This window comes from Candidatus Binatia bacterium (genome assembly GCA_036563615.1).
Lineage (GTDB): Bacteria > Desulfobacterota > Binatia > UBA12015 > UBA12015 > DATCMB01.
In genome coordinates this window covers 111,534-127,589 of sequence record DATCMB010000023.1, presented here as the reverse complement: position 1 = coordinate 127,589, position 16,056 = coordinate 111,534, and the positions used below count along the sequence as shown (strand labels likewise).

Below are 16,056 nucleotides of genomic sequence, written 5' to 3'. Positions count from 1 at the left end.
GGGGTTCTGCGGGACCTCGCGCGCACCGCGCCGATCCGGACGGTGCGCCGACGCGCGAGCGCCGACGACGCGCACCGAACCACGACGGCAGCGCTCATGGAACGTCCTCGCGCGGCCACACGGCGACGCGCCGTCCGCTCTCCGCCGAGCGGTAGCACGCCTCGGCGATCGCGACCGCCGCGAGCCCGTCGTCGGGCGTGATCGACGGCGTCGCGCCAGCGGTCGCGACCGCGACGAACTCGCGCAGCACCGCGAGCACCGTCGGCTCGTCGGCGAGGCGCGCGAGCTCGGTCTCGCGACGGTCCTCGATCAGCACGACGCGTCCGTGGACGTGGTCGGCGAAGAGCTGTCCGCGCTCGCCGAGGATGCGCAGCTCGCCGTAGCGGCTGTGCGTCGCGCGCGAGCCGGCGACCGTCGCGAGCAGCTTCGGTCCGCCGTCCGCGAGCGCCACCGTCATGCTGGCGGCGAAGCTGTCCTCGGTCTTCTTCGTCGTGACCCGCTCGATCGCGCACGACACGCTCTCCACCTCGCCGCCCGTGACGTGCCGCAAGAGGTCGAACATGTGCACGCCGGTGTGCAGGATGTTGCCGCCGCCCGACTCCGCCGGGTCGTCGAGCCAGCCGAGCCGCGTCGGCTCGAAGCTCTGGCCGAGCACCATCTGGCTCGGACGTCCGATGAGCTCGAGACGCGCGCGCAGCTCGCGCACGACCGGCGAGAAGCGCAGCGTGTGCGCGACCATGCACGGCACGCCGCGCTCCGCGAGCGCGGCGCGCTGCGCGATGGCGTCGCGCACCGACACCGCGAACGGCTTCTCGATCAGCAGCGGCTTTCCCTCGCGCGCCGCCGCCGCGACGATCCGCGCGTGCTCGACGGGCGGCACGACCGCGATCACCGCGCGCACCGCCGGATCGGCGACGAGCTCCACGGGGTCGGCGTGGAACGCGACGCCGAGCTCCGCCGCCTGCGCGGCACCGCGCGCCGCGTCCTTGCGCGAGATGGCGACCAGGCGCAGCTCGGGCACCTCGCTGCGCAGGTGCGCCAAGTAACGCACGCCGTGCTTGCCGAGCCCGATCAGCCCGACCGGCAGCGCCGCCCGTCGCACCTCCGCCACGCGCACGCGCGCGTCAGCCGCCCTTCCTCGCGGCGGCGAGCTTCTCGAAGGAGTCCATGAGCTCCTTGCGGAACGCCTCGTTGCCCGGGTCGACCGGCGAGTGCACGGCCTGGTTCGCCTCCGCCTGCAGCAGGTACTTCTGGAACGCGTAGGCCGCCGTCGGATACGCGCCGAGCTTGCGCGCCATGGCGAACGACCGCGCCTCGAGCTCCTCCTGCGACGTCAGGTGGTCGACCAGCCCGACCTCGAGCGCGCCCATCGGGTCGAACGAGTCGGCCTCGAGCAGGACGCGGCGCGCGTACTTCGACGGGATCGCGTAGCGCGCGATCTGGAAGGCGCCGTTCGGCAGCGGCAGACCGAGCGCGGTCTCGGTGACGCCGATCTTGAACGCGCCGCGCGACGCGATGCGGAAGTCGCAGGCGAGCATCAGGATCGCGCCGCCGGCGAGCGCGTGGCCGTCGACCATCGCGATCGTCGGCTTGGGAAGACGCCAGAGCTTGTAGATGCCGTCCTTGCCGCCGCCGAGCCGCGCCAGCTCGCCGACGCCCTTCTGCGCCATCTCCTTGATGTCGAGCCCGGCGGAGAAGAAGCGTCCCGCTCCCGTCACCACCACTGCGCGCACCGATTCGTCGGCTTCCGCAGCGCTCACCACGTCGTGCAGCTCCTGCAGCAGCTCGACGTTGATCGCATTCGCCGGCGGCCGGTTGATGCGCAGCAGCCGGACGCCGCCTTCGTGGTCGGAGACGTGGATGTGCATTCCCGCACGACTAACGTTTGCGGTCCGCGGACGCGAGGGGGCGGGAGCGCACGCTGCACGCCGCGATGCAGCACGGCGTCGCGTCGTTTCCGGCCCGCCACGTTGACACCTCGGCACCCGACCCCTAAACGGAACTGACCGGTCAGTTCCGTTTTACCCCTCCTCACGCCGGACCCTTCTCCGGCTCGAAAGGTCCCGATGGCAGGCAGACAGAAGAGCGACGAGAAGCGCGACGAGATTCTCGCCGCCGCCGAGAAGGAGTTCGCGCGCCGCGACTTTCACGAGGTCCTGATGGACGACGTCGCGGCGCGTGCGGGGGTCGGCAAGGGCACGCTCTACCGCTACTTCCCGACCAAGGAGGAGCTCTTCCTCGCCACCGTCCTGCGCGGGCTCGACGAGTCGCACGCGCAGTTCCTGCGCGTCTTCGAGCAGGACGCGCCGCTCGAGCAGATCCTCGAGACCGCGGTGGCGCGCATGCTGTCGTACTTCTCGGGACGCGCGCCGCTGCTGACGCTGCTGCAGCGCTACGAAGGACGGCTGTCGCCGGCCGACGCGAACGCCTGGCGTCAGCGTCGTCTCGAGGCGCTCGCCGCGATCTGCGGCGTGCTCGAGCGCGCCGAGCGTGAGGGCGGCATCCGGCGCGTCGACACCGAGCTCGCGGCCGACATGCTGCTCGGCATGGTGCGCACCGCGATCCAGTACCCCCGTAAAGGCATGTCCCTCGAGCAGATGGCACACGAGATCGTTTCGCTGTTCCTGAACGGCGTGCGTCAGGCCGCGGCGCCGGCGCGCGCGAGCACGCTGCGCGCGGTGCGGAGGGCGCGCGCGTGAGCACCGCGATGCTTCGCTTCGTCACCGCGACGACGCTGCTCGCGACGCTCGCGGCCCTCGGCGGCTGCTCGTCGGAGCCGAGGAGCGCGAGCGGCGCAGCCGACGCGGCACGGCAGGCCGGTGGCGCCCGGGCGGAGACGATCACGGTGACGGTCGAGCCGGTCGCCATCGAGCGCGTCGAGCGCACCGTCGACTTCGTCGGCACGCTCTACGCCGATGCCGAGGCCGAGGTCGCGACCGAGGTCGACGGACGCCTGCTCACGATCGACGCCGACCTCGGCGACCACGTCGAGGAGGGACAGGTCCTCGCGACGCTCGACGGCGCGACGCTCGAGGCGCAGCTCCGCGAGGCGACCGCGACGCTGCAGAAGACGACGCAGGAGGAGCAGCGCGCGCGCCGGCTCAAGGAGCAGGGCGTGATGTCGCAGCAGGAGTACGACACGATCGCGAGCGCGCACGACGTCGCGCTCGCAAAGCGCGACGTGCTCGCGATCCAGCTCGGGCACACGAAGATCCGCGCGCCCTTCTCCGGACGCATCGCCAAGCGCCTCGTCGACGTCGGCAACTACGTGCGCGTCGGCACGCCGATCTTCGTGCTCGTCGCCGACGATCCGCTGCGGCTGCGCGGCGAGGTGCCCGAGCGCTTCGCCGCCGACCTGCAGATCGGCCAGGAGGTGCGCGGCGCGGTCGAGGCGTATCCCGGCGAGGTGATCCGCGGGAAGCTGACGCGCATCAGCGCCGCCGCGGATCCGAAGAGCCGCGCCCTCACCGTGGAGGCGGTCGTGCCGAACGCCGACGGACGGCTCAAGGTCGGCTTCTTCTGCAAGGCGGAGATCCTGACGCGCACGAACGCCGAGGCGATCGTCGTGCCGGTCGAGGCGCTGGTCGACTTCGCCGGCGTGACGCGCGTGTTCGTGATCGACGACGAGGGCACGGCGCACTCGCGCCAGGTCGAGACCGGGCTGCGGATCGGGCCGCGCGTCGAGGTGGTGTCGGGCCTGCGTCCCGAGGAGCGGGTCGCGACCAGCGCCCTCGCGCGCCTCACCGACGGCGCCAAGGTGCAGGTGCGCGGCGCGGTCGTGCAGCGTTCGGGCGACGGCGCGACCGCGGCGTCCGATGCGACCGCCCGCGGCGGCGTGAGCGGCGCGTCCGACGCGACCGCGCACGGCAGCGACACCCGTCCCGAGACCCGCTCGTGAAGCTCGCCGAGATCTGCATCCGCCGGCCGGTCTTCGCGACCATGCTGGTGCTGCTGTTCGTCGTGCTGGGCGCGATGTCCTACACGCGCCTCGGCGTCGATCTCTTCCCGAACGTCGACTTCCCGATCACCAGCATCTCGACGACGCTCAAGGGGGCGTCCGTCGAGGAGGTCGAGACGCGCGTCACCAAGCCGATCGAGGAAGCGGTCAACGAGATCCAGGGCATCGACGAGCTGAGCTCGACGACCCGCGAGGGCGTGTCGCGCGTGCTCGTGCAGTTCCACCTCGAGCGCGACAACGCCGACGCCGCGCAGGACGTCCGCGACAAGGTCGCGATCGTCATGGCGCAGCTTCCGGAGGGTGTCGACCCGCCGGTGGTCGTCAAGTTCGACCTCGACGCGTCGCCGATCATGCGCATCGCGGTGTCCGGCGACCGCGATCCGCGCGAGATCACCGAGATCGCGCGCAAGCGCATCAAGGAGGACATCGAGACCCTGACCGGTGTCGGCTCGGTGACGATCATCGGCGGCGAGGAGCGTGCGATCCAGATCTACGTCGACACCGACAAGCTCGATGCGTACGGGCTGGCGATCGCCGACGTGCGCCGCGCGCTCGTCGCGCAGAACGTCGAGCTGCCCGGCGGCCGCGTCGACCAGGGCTCGCGCGAGCTCGTGCTGCGCACGCTGGGGCGCGTGGAGCGGGTCGAGGACTTCAACGACCTGATCGTCGGCACGCTCGGCACGCGTCCGATCATGCTGCGCGACATCGCGACGGTGGTGAACGGCTCGGAGGAGCCGCGCTCCTACGCGAGCCTCGACGGACGTCCGGCGGTGACGCTCGAGGTCCGCAAGCAGTCCGGCTCGAACAGCGTCGCGGTGGTCGACCGCGTCAAGCAACGCCTGAGCGAGCTGCGCGAGACCATTCCGCCCGACATCCACTACGAGGTGGTCAAGGATCAGAGCCGCTTCATCGTGAACTCGATCGAGGAAGCGGAGTTCCACCTGATCCTGGGCGCCATCCTGGTCGCGCTGTCGACCATCGTCTTCATGGGCGATCTGCGCTCGACGCTGATCGCCGCGGTCGCGATCCCGACCTCGATCATCTCGACCTTCACCGCTCTCTGGATGCTCGGCTTCACGATCAACAACCTCACCCTGCTGGCGCTGATCCTCTCGGTCGGCATCGTCATCGACGACGCGGTCGTGGTGCTCGAGAACATCTACCGCCGCATCGAGGAGAAGGGCGAGTCGCCGTTCGAGGCCGCGATCAACGGCACGCGCGAGATCGGGCTCGCCGTCATGGCGACGACGCTGTCGCTGGTCGTGATCTTCGTGCCGATCGCCTTCATGTCCGGCCGCACCGGGCGCTTCTTCAACGAGTTCGGCATCACGACGGCGGTCGCGATCCTGTTCTCGATGCTGATCTCGTTCACGCTCACGCCGATGCTGTGCTCGCGCTTCCTCAAGGTGAAGAAGGGGCACACGTCGGCCAAGGAGCGCGGCTTCTATCGCCTGATCGACCGCAGCTACGGCTGGATCCTCGAGTGGTCGCTGCGCCACCGCTGGGCCATCGTGCTGATTTCTATCTTGACGATGTGCGCGACGGTCCCGCTGTTCCAGGCCGTGGGCAAGGACTTCCTGCCACGTGACGACCAGAGCGAGTTCGAGGTCACGGTGCAGACGCCCGAGGGCTACACGCTCGAGCGCAGCGCCGCGACCTTCCAGGAGCTCGCCGACCGCCTCCGCGCGCTGCGCGGCGTCGAGCACACCCTGGTCACGATCGGCGACACGACGGGTCTCGTCGCCGCCGGCGAGGGCGACGTCACCGAAGGCACGATCTACGTCCGCATGAAGGAGCTCGACGAACGCGACTTCTCGCAGTTCGACGTCATGGCGGACGCGCGCGCGATCCTCGCCGAGTACCCCGACCTCCGCACCAGCGTGCAGGCCGTGAACATGTTCGGCGGCGGCGCGCGCATGTCGGACTTCGAGTTCGATCTCGTCGGACCGGAGATCGAGAAGCTCGAGCAGTACTCGAGCGCCATCATGGACGAGATGCGCAAGGTCCCGGGCTTCGTCGACATCGACTCGACGCTCGCGCTGCGCAAGCCCGAGGTGCGCGTCCACATCGACCGCAAGAAGGCTGCCGATCTCGGCATCCGCGTCGAGGACATCGCCGCGACGCTGCGCACGCTGGTCGGCGGCGAGCCGGTCACCAAGTACAAGGAGGCGGACGAGCAGTACGACGTCTGGCTGCGCGCTTCGCTGCCGAACCGCACCGACCCGCACGCGATCTACAACCTCGCGGTCGCGCGTCCGAACGGCGAGCTGGTGCGGCTCTCGAACCTGGTGACGCTCGACGAGGCGCGCGGGCCAGCGCAGATCGACCGCTTCTCGCGTCAGCGCAAGGTGACCATCGTCGCCAATCTCGAGGGCATCGCGCTCGGCGACGCGATCAAGCGCGTCGACGAGATCGTCGCGAAGCTCGACCTGCCGCAGCTCTACTCGATCCGCTACGCGAACCGCGCGAAGTCGCTCGCCGAGACGGGTACCAACTTCACGATCGCCTTCGCGCTGAGCATCGTGTTCATGTACATGATCCTCGCCGCGCAGTTCGAGAGCTTCCTGCATCCGATCACGATCATGCTCTCGCTGCCGCTCTCGATCCCGTTCGCGCTGCTCTCGCTGCTGCTGCTGAACGAGACGCTGAACGTCTACTCGGTGCTCGGGCTCTTCATGCTGTTCGGCATCGTCAAGAAGAACGGCATCCTGCAGGTCGACTACACGAACACGCTGCGCGCCGAGGGCATGCCGCGCGACGAGGCGATCATCACCGCGAACCACGTGCGGCTCCGCCCGATCCTGATGACCACCGTCATGCTGGTCCTCGGCATGATCCCGATCGCGCTCGGGCGCGGTCCCGGCGCGGCGACGCGCGCGTCGATGGCGAATGTCATCGTCGGCGGGCAGACGCTCTGTCTGCTCTTGACGCTGCTCGTGACGCCGGTGGCCTACTCGCTGTTCGACGACCTGGGACGCATCTTGCGCACATCGACGACGCTCGCGCGGATTCGCGAGCTCGCGAGCCGCGCGCGGGAGTCGCTCGGCAACGCGCTGCCGGCGTCGGGGAACGGCCGCCACCGCGCCTGAAGCTCGCGTGGCGTGACGTCCTCGGGCGCGCCGCGACGTTCGCTGGCACGTCGTGACGTTCGCTGGCACGTCGTGACGTTCGCTGGCGTGCCGTCCGCCGTGCGCGGCGGCGCGCGCTCGCCGAGCGCTCAGGAGCGCCGCGCGGTGCGTGCCGTACGCGTCCTGCGCGCGGCGACGGCGCGCGTCGCGCGCTCGGCGGTCGCGCGCCACGGCGGGATCGCGAGCGAGCGCCCGTCGACGAACAGCGAGCGGAAGCGCGCCGCGAGGGCCGGGCCGATGCCCTCGTCCTCGTGCTTGAAGAACGCCCACACGCGCTGCCAGGGCTGCTCGTGCACGCGCTCCGCCCAGCGCGCGAGCGCCGCCTCGTCGTAGTCCTCGCGGCGCAGACGCAGGTAGCCGAAGGTCGTGGTCGCGGTGAGCGGCGCGTCGGTGTCCTCGCCCGCGTCGGCGACGCACAGCGCGGCGTTCGCCGCCTGCAGCACGCCGAGCACCTCGTCGTCGAGCCACGAGCGGTGACGGAACTCGACCGCGGCCTGGTGTCCTTCCGGCACCGTCGCGAGGAAGTCGCGCAGCAGCGCGACGTCCTTCTGCAACGACGGCGGAAGCTGGAACAGCACGGGACCGCGACGCGCGCCCAGCACGTCGGCGACGCGATAGAGGTACGCGACCTCGTCCGCGACGTCGCGCAGCTTCTTGATGTGCGTGATCCGCCGCGACGCCTTCAGCGCGAAAGAGAAGGTATCAGGCACCTGCGCCGCCCAGCCCTCGAGCAGCGCCGTCTTCGGCATGCGGTAGAAGGTGTTGTTGATCTCGACCGCGTCGAGGTGCCGTGCGTAGAACGCGAGCATCGCCTTCGCCGGCAGATCGCTCGGGTAGAACGCGCCGCGCCACGCGTCATAGCTGAAGCCGCTCGTCCCAACCCGAAGCTCCATGGCATCGCGTCCTAGCGGAGCCCGTACTCCTTGAGCTTCTTGTAGAGCCCGGCGCGCGTCAAACCAAGCACGCGCGCGGCGCGCATCACGCTGCCGCCTTGCTGGTCGAGCACCTCAGCGATGTAGCGCGCCTCGAACGCGTTGCGCGCCTCGCGCAGCGAGCCGGGAACGCCGCTGTCGTCGGTCGACGCGGCTTCCGCCCCGGCGCTGCCGGGATCGGTGTCGTCGCCCGCCGGGCGCGCGGGTGTCGTGAGCTTGGGCGACAGGTGCTGCAGACCGATCGCCTCGCCCGGCGACGCGAGCGCGACCGCGCGCTGCACCTCGTTCTGCAGCTCGCGGACGTTGCCCGGCCAGGAGAACGCGCACAGCACGCGCATCGCGTCCTCGGTCACCGGACCGACGCGCTTGCCCTGGCGGCGCGCGGCCGACGCAAGAAAGCTCTCGACCAGCAGCGGGATGTCCTCGCGCCGGTCGCGCAGCGGCGGAATGCGGATCGGGAAGGCCGAGATGCGGTAGTAGAGGTCGCTGCGGAACGTGCCGCGCTCGACCTCGCGCAAGAGATCGCGGTTCGTCGCCGCGATCAGCCGGACGTCGACCTTGCGCGGGCGGATCTCGCCGATGCGCGTGACCTCGCCTTCCTGCAGCACGCGCAGCACCTTCGGCTGCATCGAAAGCGGCATCTCGCCGATCTCGTCGAGGAACACGGTGCCGCCCTGCGCCGCCTCGAACAGCCCCTCGTGGTCGCTCGTCGCGCCGGTGAACGCGCCGCGCCGGTGGCCGAAGAGCTCGCTCTCGAGCAGGTTCTCCGGCACGGCCGCGCAGTTGACGGCGAGGAACGGCCCCTTCGCCCCGCTGCTCCCTTGGTGAATCGCGCGCGCGACGAGCTCCTTGCCGGTGCCGGTCTCGCCTTCGAGCAACGTCGGCAGCGGCGACGCGGCCGCCTTCTCGATCAGGCGGAAGAGCTCGACCATCGCGGGGCTCGCGCCGATCAGCACCGCCGCAGCGCGCGAGTCGTCGCGCACCCGCGTTGCGTCCTCGTTCGGCTCGTCGCGGGGCTCCTCGCGCGGCCTCTCCTCGACGAACTCGACGCGCGTCGAGCCGATGGTGATGACGTCGCCGGACTTGAGGCGTGCAGGCGCGAAGAGACGCGTCCCGTTGAGGAAGGTGCCGTTCGCGCTGCCGAGGTCGCTGATCAGCCAGCCGTCGCCGTCGGCGGTGATCATGGTCTGGCGGCGCGACGCCGCCGGGTCGTCGAGCGCGAGGTCGTTGGTCGGTCCGCGGCCGACCGTCGTCGCGCGGGAGAGCACGAACTCGAACGGCTCCCGCCCCGCGTGCTGGATGATCAATCGCGCCCGGCCCACGCTCGCACCGCGCCCACGCCGTCACCCCGCGCGGGCGCGTGAGCATAGTCAGAAGCGAAGAGCCCGTTCAACGCGTGGCCGCTCCGGGCGTGGGCGGATGGACCGCTCGGGCGACCTGGGCCTGCGCGGGGCTAGCGCGTCGTCAGGGCGGCCGGGTTCTCGATGTCGAGCGACGTGCACTCGAGCGGCGCGCTGATCGGGTTGCAGCGCGCCGGCGTGCCGCCCGGGATCTGGACCTGGTAGCCGGTGCCGAAGCGCGGATCCGGCACCGGGTAGTCCGTGCTGACGAAGTGCGCGCCGCTCGCGAGGGCGGCGTCGCGCTTCGTGGTGTCGCCGCTGCGCGCCTGGTTGGTATCGGCGTCGGCGCGGGTGCGGACGATGAAGCCGCGCGCGACGAGATCCTGGATGAGGTCGAAGTCCGCGATCGGGTCGTTGAGCTTGACGAAGCCCGCTTCCGGCTCGCCGGGCAGCGAGCTCGTGAACATCACGCGACCGCGCAGCGACGGGTGGCCCGCGATGTACGCCTCCTTCGTCGCGCCACCGTTGTCGAGGCCGAAGAACACCTTGCCGCGCGCTTCGCCGAGGGTCGGCCAGCCGTCGGCGAGGATCGCGGCTTCGAGCGTCTCGTGCTCGCCGCGCACGTCGTCCGGCGTGATCAGGCGGTCGGGAGAGAAGACCGAGCGGATCTCCGCGTCGAGCGCGTCGAGCTCCGGGGCGCCGATCGGCAGCGGCACGACGAAGCCGAGCCCCGGGTCGGGGATCTCGTCGTCCTTCGCCTCGACCAGGATGAAGATCGGCGTGTGCCCCGGGTGCGCGTCCGACCAGGCGCGCACCTGCTCGAGGCACTGGACGAAGGTGAAGCACGTCGTCTCGAAGTCGATGTCCTGGACGTGCAGCACCTTGAAGCCCGGCTCGTCGAGCTCCGGCACCCCGGACGCGCCGTCGCCGGTCGCGACGCGCTGGCCGGCGCGCTCGGCGTAGAGCCCGCCTTCCGGGTCGGCGAAGACGTCGAGCTCGATCTGCCGGATGCCCTGGTTCGAGAACTGCTCGGGGAGCGGCGCGTGCGTGTACTCGAAGCCGTCCGCGAAGTCGCCGAGGAAGGCGCGCAGCAGAGAGAACAGCGCCGGCTTGGGCTCGATGTGGTAGCTGTTGTGCGATCCCAGCACCTGCATGTGGTTCAGGCGCAGCACGTCGTCGCGGGGGTACGCGCGGCTGCTGGACGACGCGTCGCCGCAGGCCGACACGGCGACCGCCGAGGCGAGCGCGGCGAGCACGCGGAGAAGGCGGCGGGATCGCATGGCCCCGGCAGCGTACCGGCGCCTTCTTCGAGCCGTCAAGATCGCTTCCGCACGCGACGTCCGTCGTGCGACGGAATCCGGCTGGTGCTACCGTACAACGAACGAGGCGGAGCACCGGAGGCCTTGTCCTCAGGGCGATCCGCCCCACCTTCCGATCACGATGCGCCGAGGTCGCTCCTGGCTCGTCGCGGCGCTCGGCGCGGGCGCCCTGACGATCGTTCTGTACTGGCTGTTCGCCGGCGGCGGCGAAGCGCGCGAGTACGTCACGGTGCCGGTCGAGCGCGGCCCGATCGTCTCCACGGTGACCGCGACCGGGACGCTGAATCCCGTGCGCTCGGTGACCGTCGGCACCTACGTCTCGGGGCCGATCTCGGACATCTTCGTCGACTACAACTCCCCGGTCCGCAAGGGTCAGGTGATCGCGAAGATCGATCCGCGCACCTTCCAGGGCAAGGTCGACCACGCGCGCGCCGCGCTCGCCAACGCGGAGGCGCAGGTCGAGAAGGCGCGCGCGGATCTCAAGCTCCGGCAGGCGCAGCTCGCGCGCCAGGAGTCGCTCGCCCGCACCAAGGTGGTGTCGCGCGAGGAGCTCGACGTCGCGCGCTCGAACGCCGAGCAGGCCGCCGCCCAGCTCGCGCTCGCGCAGGCCGCGGTCGAGCAGGCGAAGGCGACGCTCACCGAGGCCGAGGTCAACCTCGGCTACACCGACATCGTCTCGCCCGTCGACGGCATCGTCGTGTCGCGCGACGTGCAGGTCGGACAGACCGTCGCCGCGAGCTTCCAGACGCCGACGCTGTTCGTGATCGCCGAGGACCTGTCGAAGATGCAGGTCAACTCGTTCGTCAGCGAGGCGGACATCGGTCGCGTGCGCGAGGGGCAGAAGGCGTCCTTCACCGTCGACGCGTACCCCGGCCGCGAGTTCCCAGCCGTCGTGCGTCAGGTGCGCAACGCGCCGCAGTCGGTCGAGAACGTCGTCACCTACGACGTCGTGCTCGACGTCGACAACCGCGAGCACCTGCTGAAGCCCGGCATGACGGCGAACGTCAGCATCGTCGTGGCAGAAGCGGAGGACGTGCTGAAGGTCCCGACCGCGGCGCTGCGCTTCCGTCCGCCGCAGGACGACGACGAGAGCGGCACCGCGCACGCCGTGCCGGGCACGCACAGCCGCGCCGAGCGCGACGAGCCCGCGGTCTACGTGCTCTCGCGCGGACGTCCGGAGCGCGTGGCGGTCGAGACCGGGCTTTCCGACGACGTCATGACCGCGGTCTCCGCGCCGGAGCTGAAGCCCGGCGACCGGGTCATCACGCGCGTCAAGAGCGAGCCGCGCCAGCAGGGCTGGACGATGTTCGGCGGTCGCGGCGGCCGCGGGCGGCGTTGAGCAGGCCGGTCATCCGCACGCGCGGCTTGACGCGCGTCTATCAGGCGGGCGACGTCGCCGTGCACGCGCTGCGCGGGATCGACCTGCAGATCGACCCGGGCGAGTACGTCGCGATCATGGGTCCGTCGGGCTGCGGCAAGTCGACGCTGATGAACCTGCTCGGCTGCCTCGACAGCCCGACCTCGGGGACCTACGAGCTGCTCGGCCGCGACGTCTCGCGGCTGTCGCGCGACGAGCTCGCGACCGTGCGCAACCGCACGCTCGGCTTCGTCTTCCAGGACTTCAACCTGCTGCCGCGCACCACCGCGCTCGAGAACGTCGAGCTGCCGCTGCTCTACAGCGACGTTCCGCCGCGCGAGCAGCACGAGCGCGCGCGCGCGGCGCTCGCCCGCGTCGGGCTCGCGGGACGCGAGGCGAGCACGCCGAACCAGCTCTCGGGCGGACAGCAGCAGCGGGTCGCGATCGCGCGCGCACTCGTCACCGAGCCGGCGCTGCTGCTCGCCGACGAGCCGACCGGCAACCTCGACTCGGCAACCAGCGTCGAGATCCTCGCCCTGCTGCGCGAGCTGCACGCGCGCGGGCTGACGATCGTCATGGTGACGCACGACAACGAGGTCGGCGCGCAGGCGGAGCGTCTGCTCGTGATGCGCGACGGCCAGGTCGTCGAGGACCGGCGCCAGCGCGTGACGACGGGGGCGGCATGAACCTCTGGCTGGTCACGCTGCGCCTCGCGGTGCGCTCGCTGCGCCGCAACCCGCTGCGCTCGAGCCTCACCTCGCTCGGCGTCATCGTCGGCGTCGCGGCGGTGATCTCGATGGTGAGCCTCGGGCAGGGAGCGCGCGCCGCGCTGCAGGAGCAGATCGCGAGCGTCGGCACCAACATGGTGATGATCTTCCCCGGCGCGACGACGACTTCGGGCGCGCGCGCGGGCTGGGGAACGGGCGCGCGCTTGACGGTCGCCGACGCGCGCGCGCTGTCGCAGCAGGTCGAGGGCCTGCGCGGCGTCGCCTACCACCGTCGCGACGTCGCGCAGGTGCAGGCGGGCGGCGCCAACTGGACGACGACGATCTGGGGCGTCCCGCCGAGCTACACGACGGTGCGCGAGTGGCCGGTCGTCGCCGGCGACTTCATCTCGCAGAGCCAGAACGACACCGCAGCCAAGGTCGCGGTGCTCGGCCAGACCGTCGCGACCATGCTGTTCGGCGAAGGGGTCGACCCGGTCGGCGCCGAGATCCGCATCAAGGACGTGCCGTTCAAGGTGATCGGCCTCCTCGCGGCGAAGGGCCAGAGCGCCTACGGCCAGGACCAGGACGACGCCGTCTTCATCCCCTTCTCGACCGCGGAGCGGAAGGTCCTCGGCACGTCGACGCTCGGCACCGTCGACATGATCCAGCTCTCGCTCGACGGCAGCGTCGACGAGGAGGACGTGATCGAGCAGGTCACGACCTTGCTGCGCGAGCGTCGCCGCATCCAGCCGGGCGAGGAGGACGACTTCGGCATCCGCACGATCGCCGAGATGGCGCAGGCCGCCGACTCGATGGCGAGCGTGATGACCAACCTGCTGCTCGCGATCGCGTCGATCTCGCTGCTGGTCGGCGGCATCGGCATCATGAACATCCTGCTCGTGTCGGTCACCGAGCGGACGCGCGAGATCGGCATCCGCATGGCGGTCGGCGCGAAGGCGCGGCACATCCTCGCGCAGTTCCTACTCGAGGCGGTGACGCTGTCCGGACTCGGCGGCGTGGTCGGGATCGTCCTCGGCATCTTCGTCGCGCACGTGATCTCGCGCATCAGCGGCTGGCCGACGCTCGTGTCGCCGCTTGCCATCATGGTGTCGTTTTTGTTCTCGGCGTTCGTGGGCGTGTTCTTCGGCTTCTACCCGGCGCACAAGGCGTCGCGGCTCGACCCGATCGCTGCGCTCCGGCACGCGGCATGATCTCGCTCGACGGCGTCAGCAAGGGCTTCGCGGGCCAGGTGCTGTTCGAAGACGTGTCGCTGCGCCTGGTGGCGGGCGATCGCGCGGGCATCGTCGGTCCGAACGGCGCCGGCAAGTCGACGCTGCTCGCGCTGCTGATCGGCAAGGAGCAGCCGGACCGCGGCGTGGTGAGCCGCGCGCGCGGGCTCTCGCTCGGTCACCTGCCGCAGGAGATCCTCGGCACGCCCGACGCGACCGTGATCGAGACCGCGCTGCGTCCGGGCGAGCACCTGCTGGCGCTCGAGCAAGAGCTCGCGACGCTGCCCGAGCAGCTCGCCGCGGCGACCGATCCTGCCGAGCAAGAGCGCCTCGCCGCGCGTCTCGCCGACGTCCACGCGGAGTACGACCGCCTCGGCGGCAACGACCGCGAGGTGCGCGCGCGACGCATCCTCGCCGGGCTCGGCTTCCGTCCGGGCGACGAGGAGCGTCCGCTGCGCTCGTTCTCCGGCGGCTACGTCATGCGCGCCGAGCTCGCCCGCCTGCTGATCGACCTGCCCGACGTGCTGCTGCTCGACGAGCCGACCAACCACCTCGACCTCGAGTCCGTGCTCTGGCTGCAGGAGTTCCTCGGCAGCTACCGCGGCACGCTCGTGCTGATCTCGCACGACCGCGCGTTCCTCTCGGCGACGACGACCTCGATCATCGAGGTCGAGAACCGGCGCGTCACCCGCTACGCGGGCAACTACGAGGACTACGTCCGCGAGCGCGAGGAGCGTCGCGCGCAGCTCGAGGCCGCGGCGAAGAACCAGGAGCGCCGCATCCGCGAGACCGAGCGCTTCATCGAGCGTTTCCGCTACAAGGCGAGCAAGGCGCGTCAAGTACAAAGCCGGATCAAGGCGCTCGAGAAGGAGGAGCGCATCGTCGTCGCCAAGGACGGGCCGCGCGTGCGCTTCCGCTTCCCGCAGCCGGAGCGGACGTCGGAGCTCGCGCTCGAGCTCTGCGGCGTCGCGAAGTCCTACGGCGAGAAGCGGGTCTACGAGTCGCTCGACTTCCAGCTCCGGCGCGGCGACAAGACGGTGCTCGTCGGTCCGAACGGCGCCGGCAAGTCGACGCTGCTCAAGCTGCTCGCCGGCGCGCTCGAGCCCGACGCGGGCGACCGACGCCTCGGGCTGCGCGTCTCGGTCGGCTACTACACGCAGCATCGCACCGACATGCTCGACCTCGAGCGCACCGTGCTCGAGAACGCGATGGGCGCGGCGCGCGACCAGAGCGAGACGTTCGTGCGCTCGCTGCTCGGCGCCTTTCTGTTCCGCGGCGACGACGTCAAGAAGAAAGCCGCGGTCCTGAGCGGCGGCGAGAAGAGCAGGCTCGCGCTCGCCATGATCCTGCTCGATCCGCCGACCGTCCTGCTGATGGACGAGCCGACGATTCACCTCGACATGGCGTCGGTCGACGCGCTGATCGCGGCGCTGCAGGACTACGAGGGTGCGCTGTGCTTCGTCAGCCACGACGTACACTTCATCCGTCAGATCGCGCGGCGGGTGGTGCGCGTCGAGAGCGGTCGGATCACCGACTACCCCGGCGACTGGGACTACTACTGCTGGAAGCGCGCGAACGACGCGGCGGCGACCCCGAGCGTCGTGGACGGTACGGCGTCGAGCCTCGCCGATCCGCAGAACCGCGCGCAGCCGGTGATCGAGCGCTCGGCGCGCGGCGAGCGCCTCGAGCGTCGGCGCGCCGCCGAGGCGCGCCAGGCGCTGGCACGCCGCACGCGCGCCATCCGCGAGGAGATCCGCACGCTCGAGGAAGAGATCGACGAGCTCGAGCGCGAGAAGGCCGGGCTCGCGGGCGACCTCGCCGATCCGGCGACCTACCAGCGCGCCGGGCGCGACGTCGCCGAGCTGCAGCGCCGCTACGCGGAGGTCGAGCGCACGCTCGCCGAGCGCACCGAGCGCTGGGTCGAGCTGCAGGAGCAGCTCGAAGCCGTCCAGGTGGCCGACGGCGAATGAGCGTGCTACGCATTCCAGAGTCCTCTTCGCTCCACGCCCGTGAAAACCGGGGGGTTGCTTCACCTCCGAGGGCGTGAAAAATCAGCCTTCCATCGAAGCAAGGACCTTCGACGAGA

The 16,056-nt window shown here is 70.8% G+C and carries 12 protein-coding genes; 7 read left to right on the top strand and 5 right to left on the bottom strand.

What is annotated here, in order from left to right:
* Positions 1-94: 94 nt before the first annotated feature.
* Complete coding sequence (locus VIS07_21760) at positions 95-1,111, bottom strand: Gfo/Idh/MocA family oxidoreductase (GenBank protein ID HEY8518145.1); 1,017 nt, start codon at positions 1,109-1,111, stop codon at positions 95-97.
* A 13-nt stretch (positions 1,112-1,124) separates the two neighbouring features.
* Positions 1,125-1,868 (bottom strand): enoyl-CoA hydratase/isomerase family protein, encoded by a 744-nt coding sequence (locus tag VIS07_21755; GenBank protein ID HEY8518144.1) that lies wholly within the window; start codon positions 1,866-1,868, stop codon positions 1,125-1,127.
* 198 nt (positions 1,869-2,066) lie between these two features.
* On the opposite strand from VIS07_21755, the gene VIS07_21750 reads away from it, so the two are divergent.
* From VIS07_21750 to VIS07_21740, 3 genes are read left to right on the top strand one after another with little or no spacing between them, the layout of a single operon-like run.
* A complete protein-coding gene (locus VIS07_21750) occupies positions 2,067-2,699 on the top strand; it encodes a TetR/AcrR family transcriptional regulator (protein HEY8518143.1) in 633 nt (210 codons plus the stop codon).
* A complete protein-coding gene (locus VIS07_21745; protein HEY8518142.1) occupies positions 2,696-3,898 on the top strand; it encodes an efflux RND transporter periplasmic adaptor subunit in 1,203 nt (400 codons plus the stop codon). Before VIS07_21750 ends, VIS07_21745 begins: the two co-directional genes overlap by 4 nt.
* On the top strand, positions 3,895-7,047 hold the full coding sequence (locus tag VIS07_21740; protein ID HEY8518141.1) for an efflux RND transporter permease subunit: 3,153 nt from the start codon (positions 3,895-3,897) through the stop codon (positions 7,045-7,047). The genes VIS07_21745 and VIS07_21740 overlap by 4 nt, the downstream gene beginning before the upstream one ends.
* 128 nt (positions 7,048-7,175) lie before the next feature.
* Here VIS07_21740 and VIS07_21735 read toward each other — a convergent pair whose 3' ends face one another.
* From VIS07_21735 to VIS07_21725, 3 genes are all read right to left on the bottom strand, one after another.
* Positions 7,176-7,979, bottom strand: a complete 804-nt coding sequence (locus VIS07_21735) for a DUF72 domain-containing protein (protein ID HEY8518140.1) — start codon at positions 7,977-7,979, stop codon at positions 7,176-7,178.
* 11 nt (positions 7,980-7,990) lie between these two features.
* Entirely contained in the window at positions 7,991-9,340 is a 1,350-nt protein-coding gene (locus tag VIS07_21730; protein ID HEY8518139.1) for a sigma 54-interacting transcriptional regulator, read from the bottom strand.
* A 131-nt stretch (positions 9,341-9,471) separates the two neighbouring features.
* Positions 9,472-10,638: a phosphatidylinositol-specific phospholipase C1-like protein gene (locus VIS07_21725; protein HEY8518138.1), complete on the bottom strand. Its 1,167-nt coding sequence runs from the start codon at positions 10,636-10,638 to the stop codon at positions 9,472-9,474.
* Between the two features lie 160 nt (positions 10,639-10,798).
* Between VIS07_21725 and VIS07_21720 the strand changes: the two genes are divergently transcribed.
* The 4 genes from VIS07_21720 to VIS07_21705 are packed head-to-tail and all read left to right on the top strand — an operon-like array spanning position 10,799 to position 15,940.
* On the top strand, positions 10,799-12,016 hold the full coding sequence (locus VIS07_21720; GenBank protein ID HEY8518137.1) for an efflux RND transporter periplasmic adaptor subunit: 1,218 nt from the start codon (positions 10,799-10,801) through the stop codon (positions 12,014-12,016).
* Entirely contained in the window at positions 12,013-12,720 is a 708-nt protein-coding gene (locus VIS07_21715) for an ABC transporter ATP-binding protein (protein ID HEY8518136.1), read from the top strand. Before VIS07_21720 ends, VIS07_21715 begins: the two co-directional genes overlap by 4 nt.
* Positions 12,717-13,952 (top strand): ABC transporter permease, encoded by a 1,236-nt coding sequence (locus VIS07_21710; GenBank protein ID HEY8518135.1) that lies wholly within the window; start codon positions 12,717-12,719, stop codon positions 13,950-13,952. The genes VIS07_21715 and VIS07_21710 overlap by 4 nt, the downstream gene beginning before the upstream one ends.
* Positions 13,949-15,940: an ABC-F family ATP-binding cassette domain-containing protein gene (locus VIS07_21705; protein HEY8518134.1), complete on the top strand. Its 1,992-nt coding sequence runs from the start codon at positions 13,949-13,951 to the stop codon at positions 15,938-15,940. Before VIS07_21710 ends, VIS07_21705 begins: the two co-directional genes overlap by 4 nt.
* Positions 15,941-16,056 lie beyond the last annotated feature (116 nt).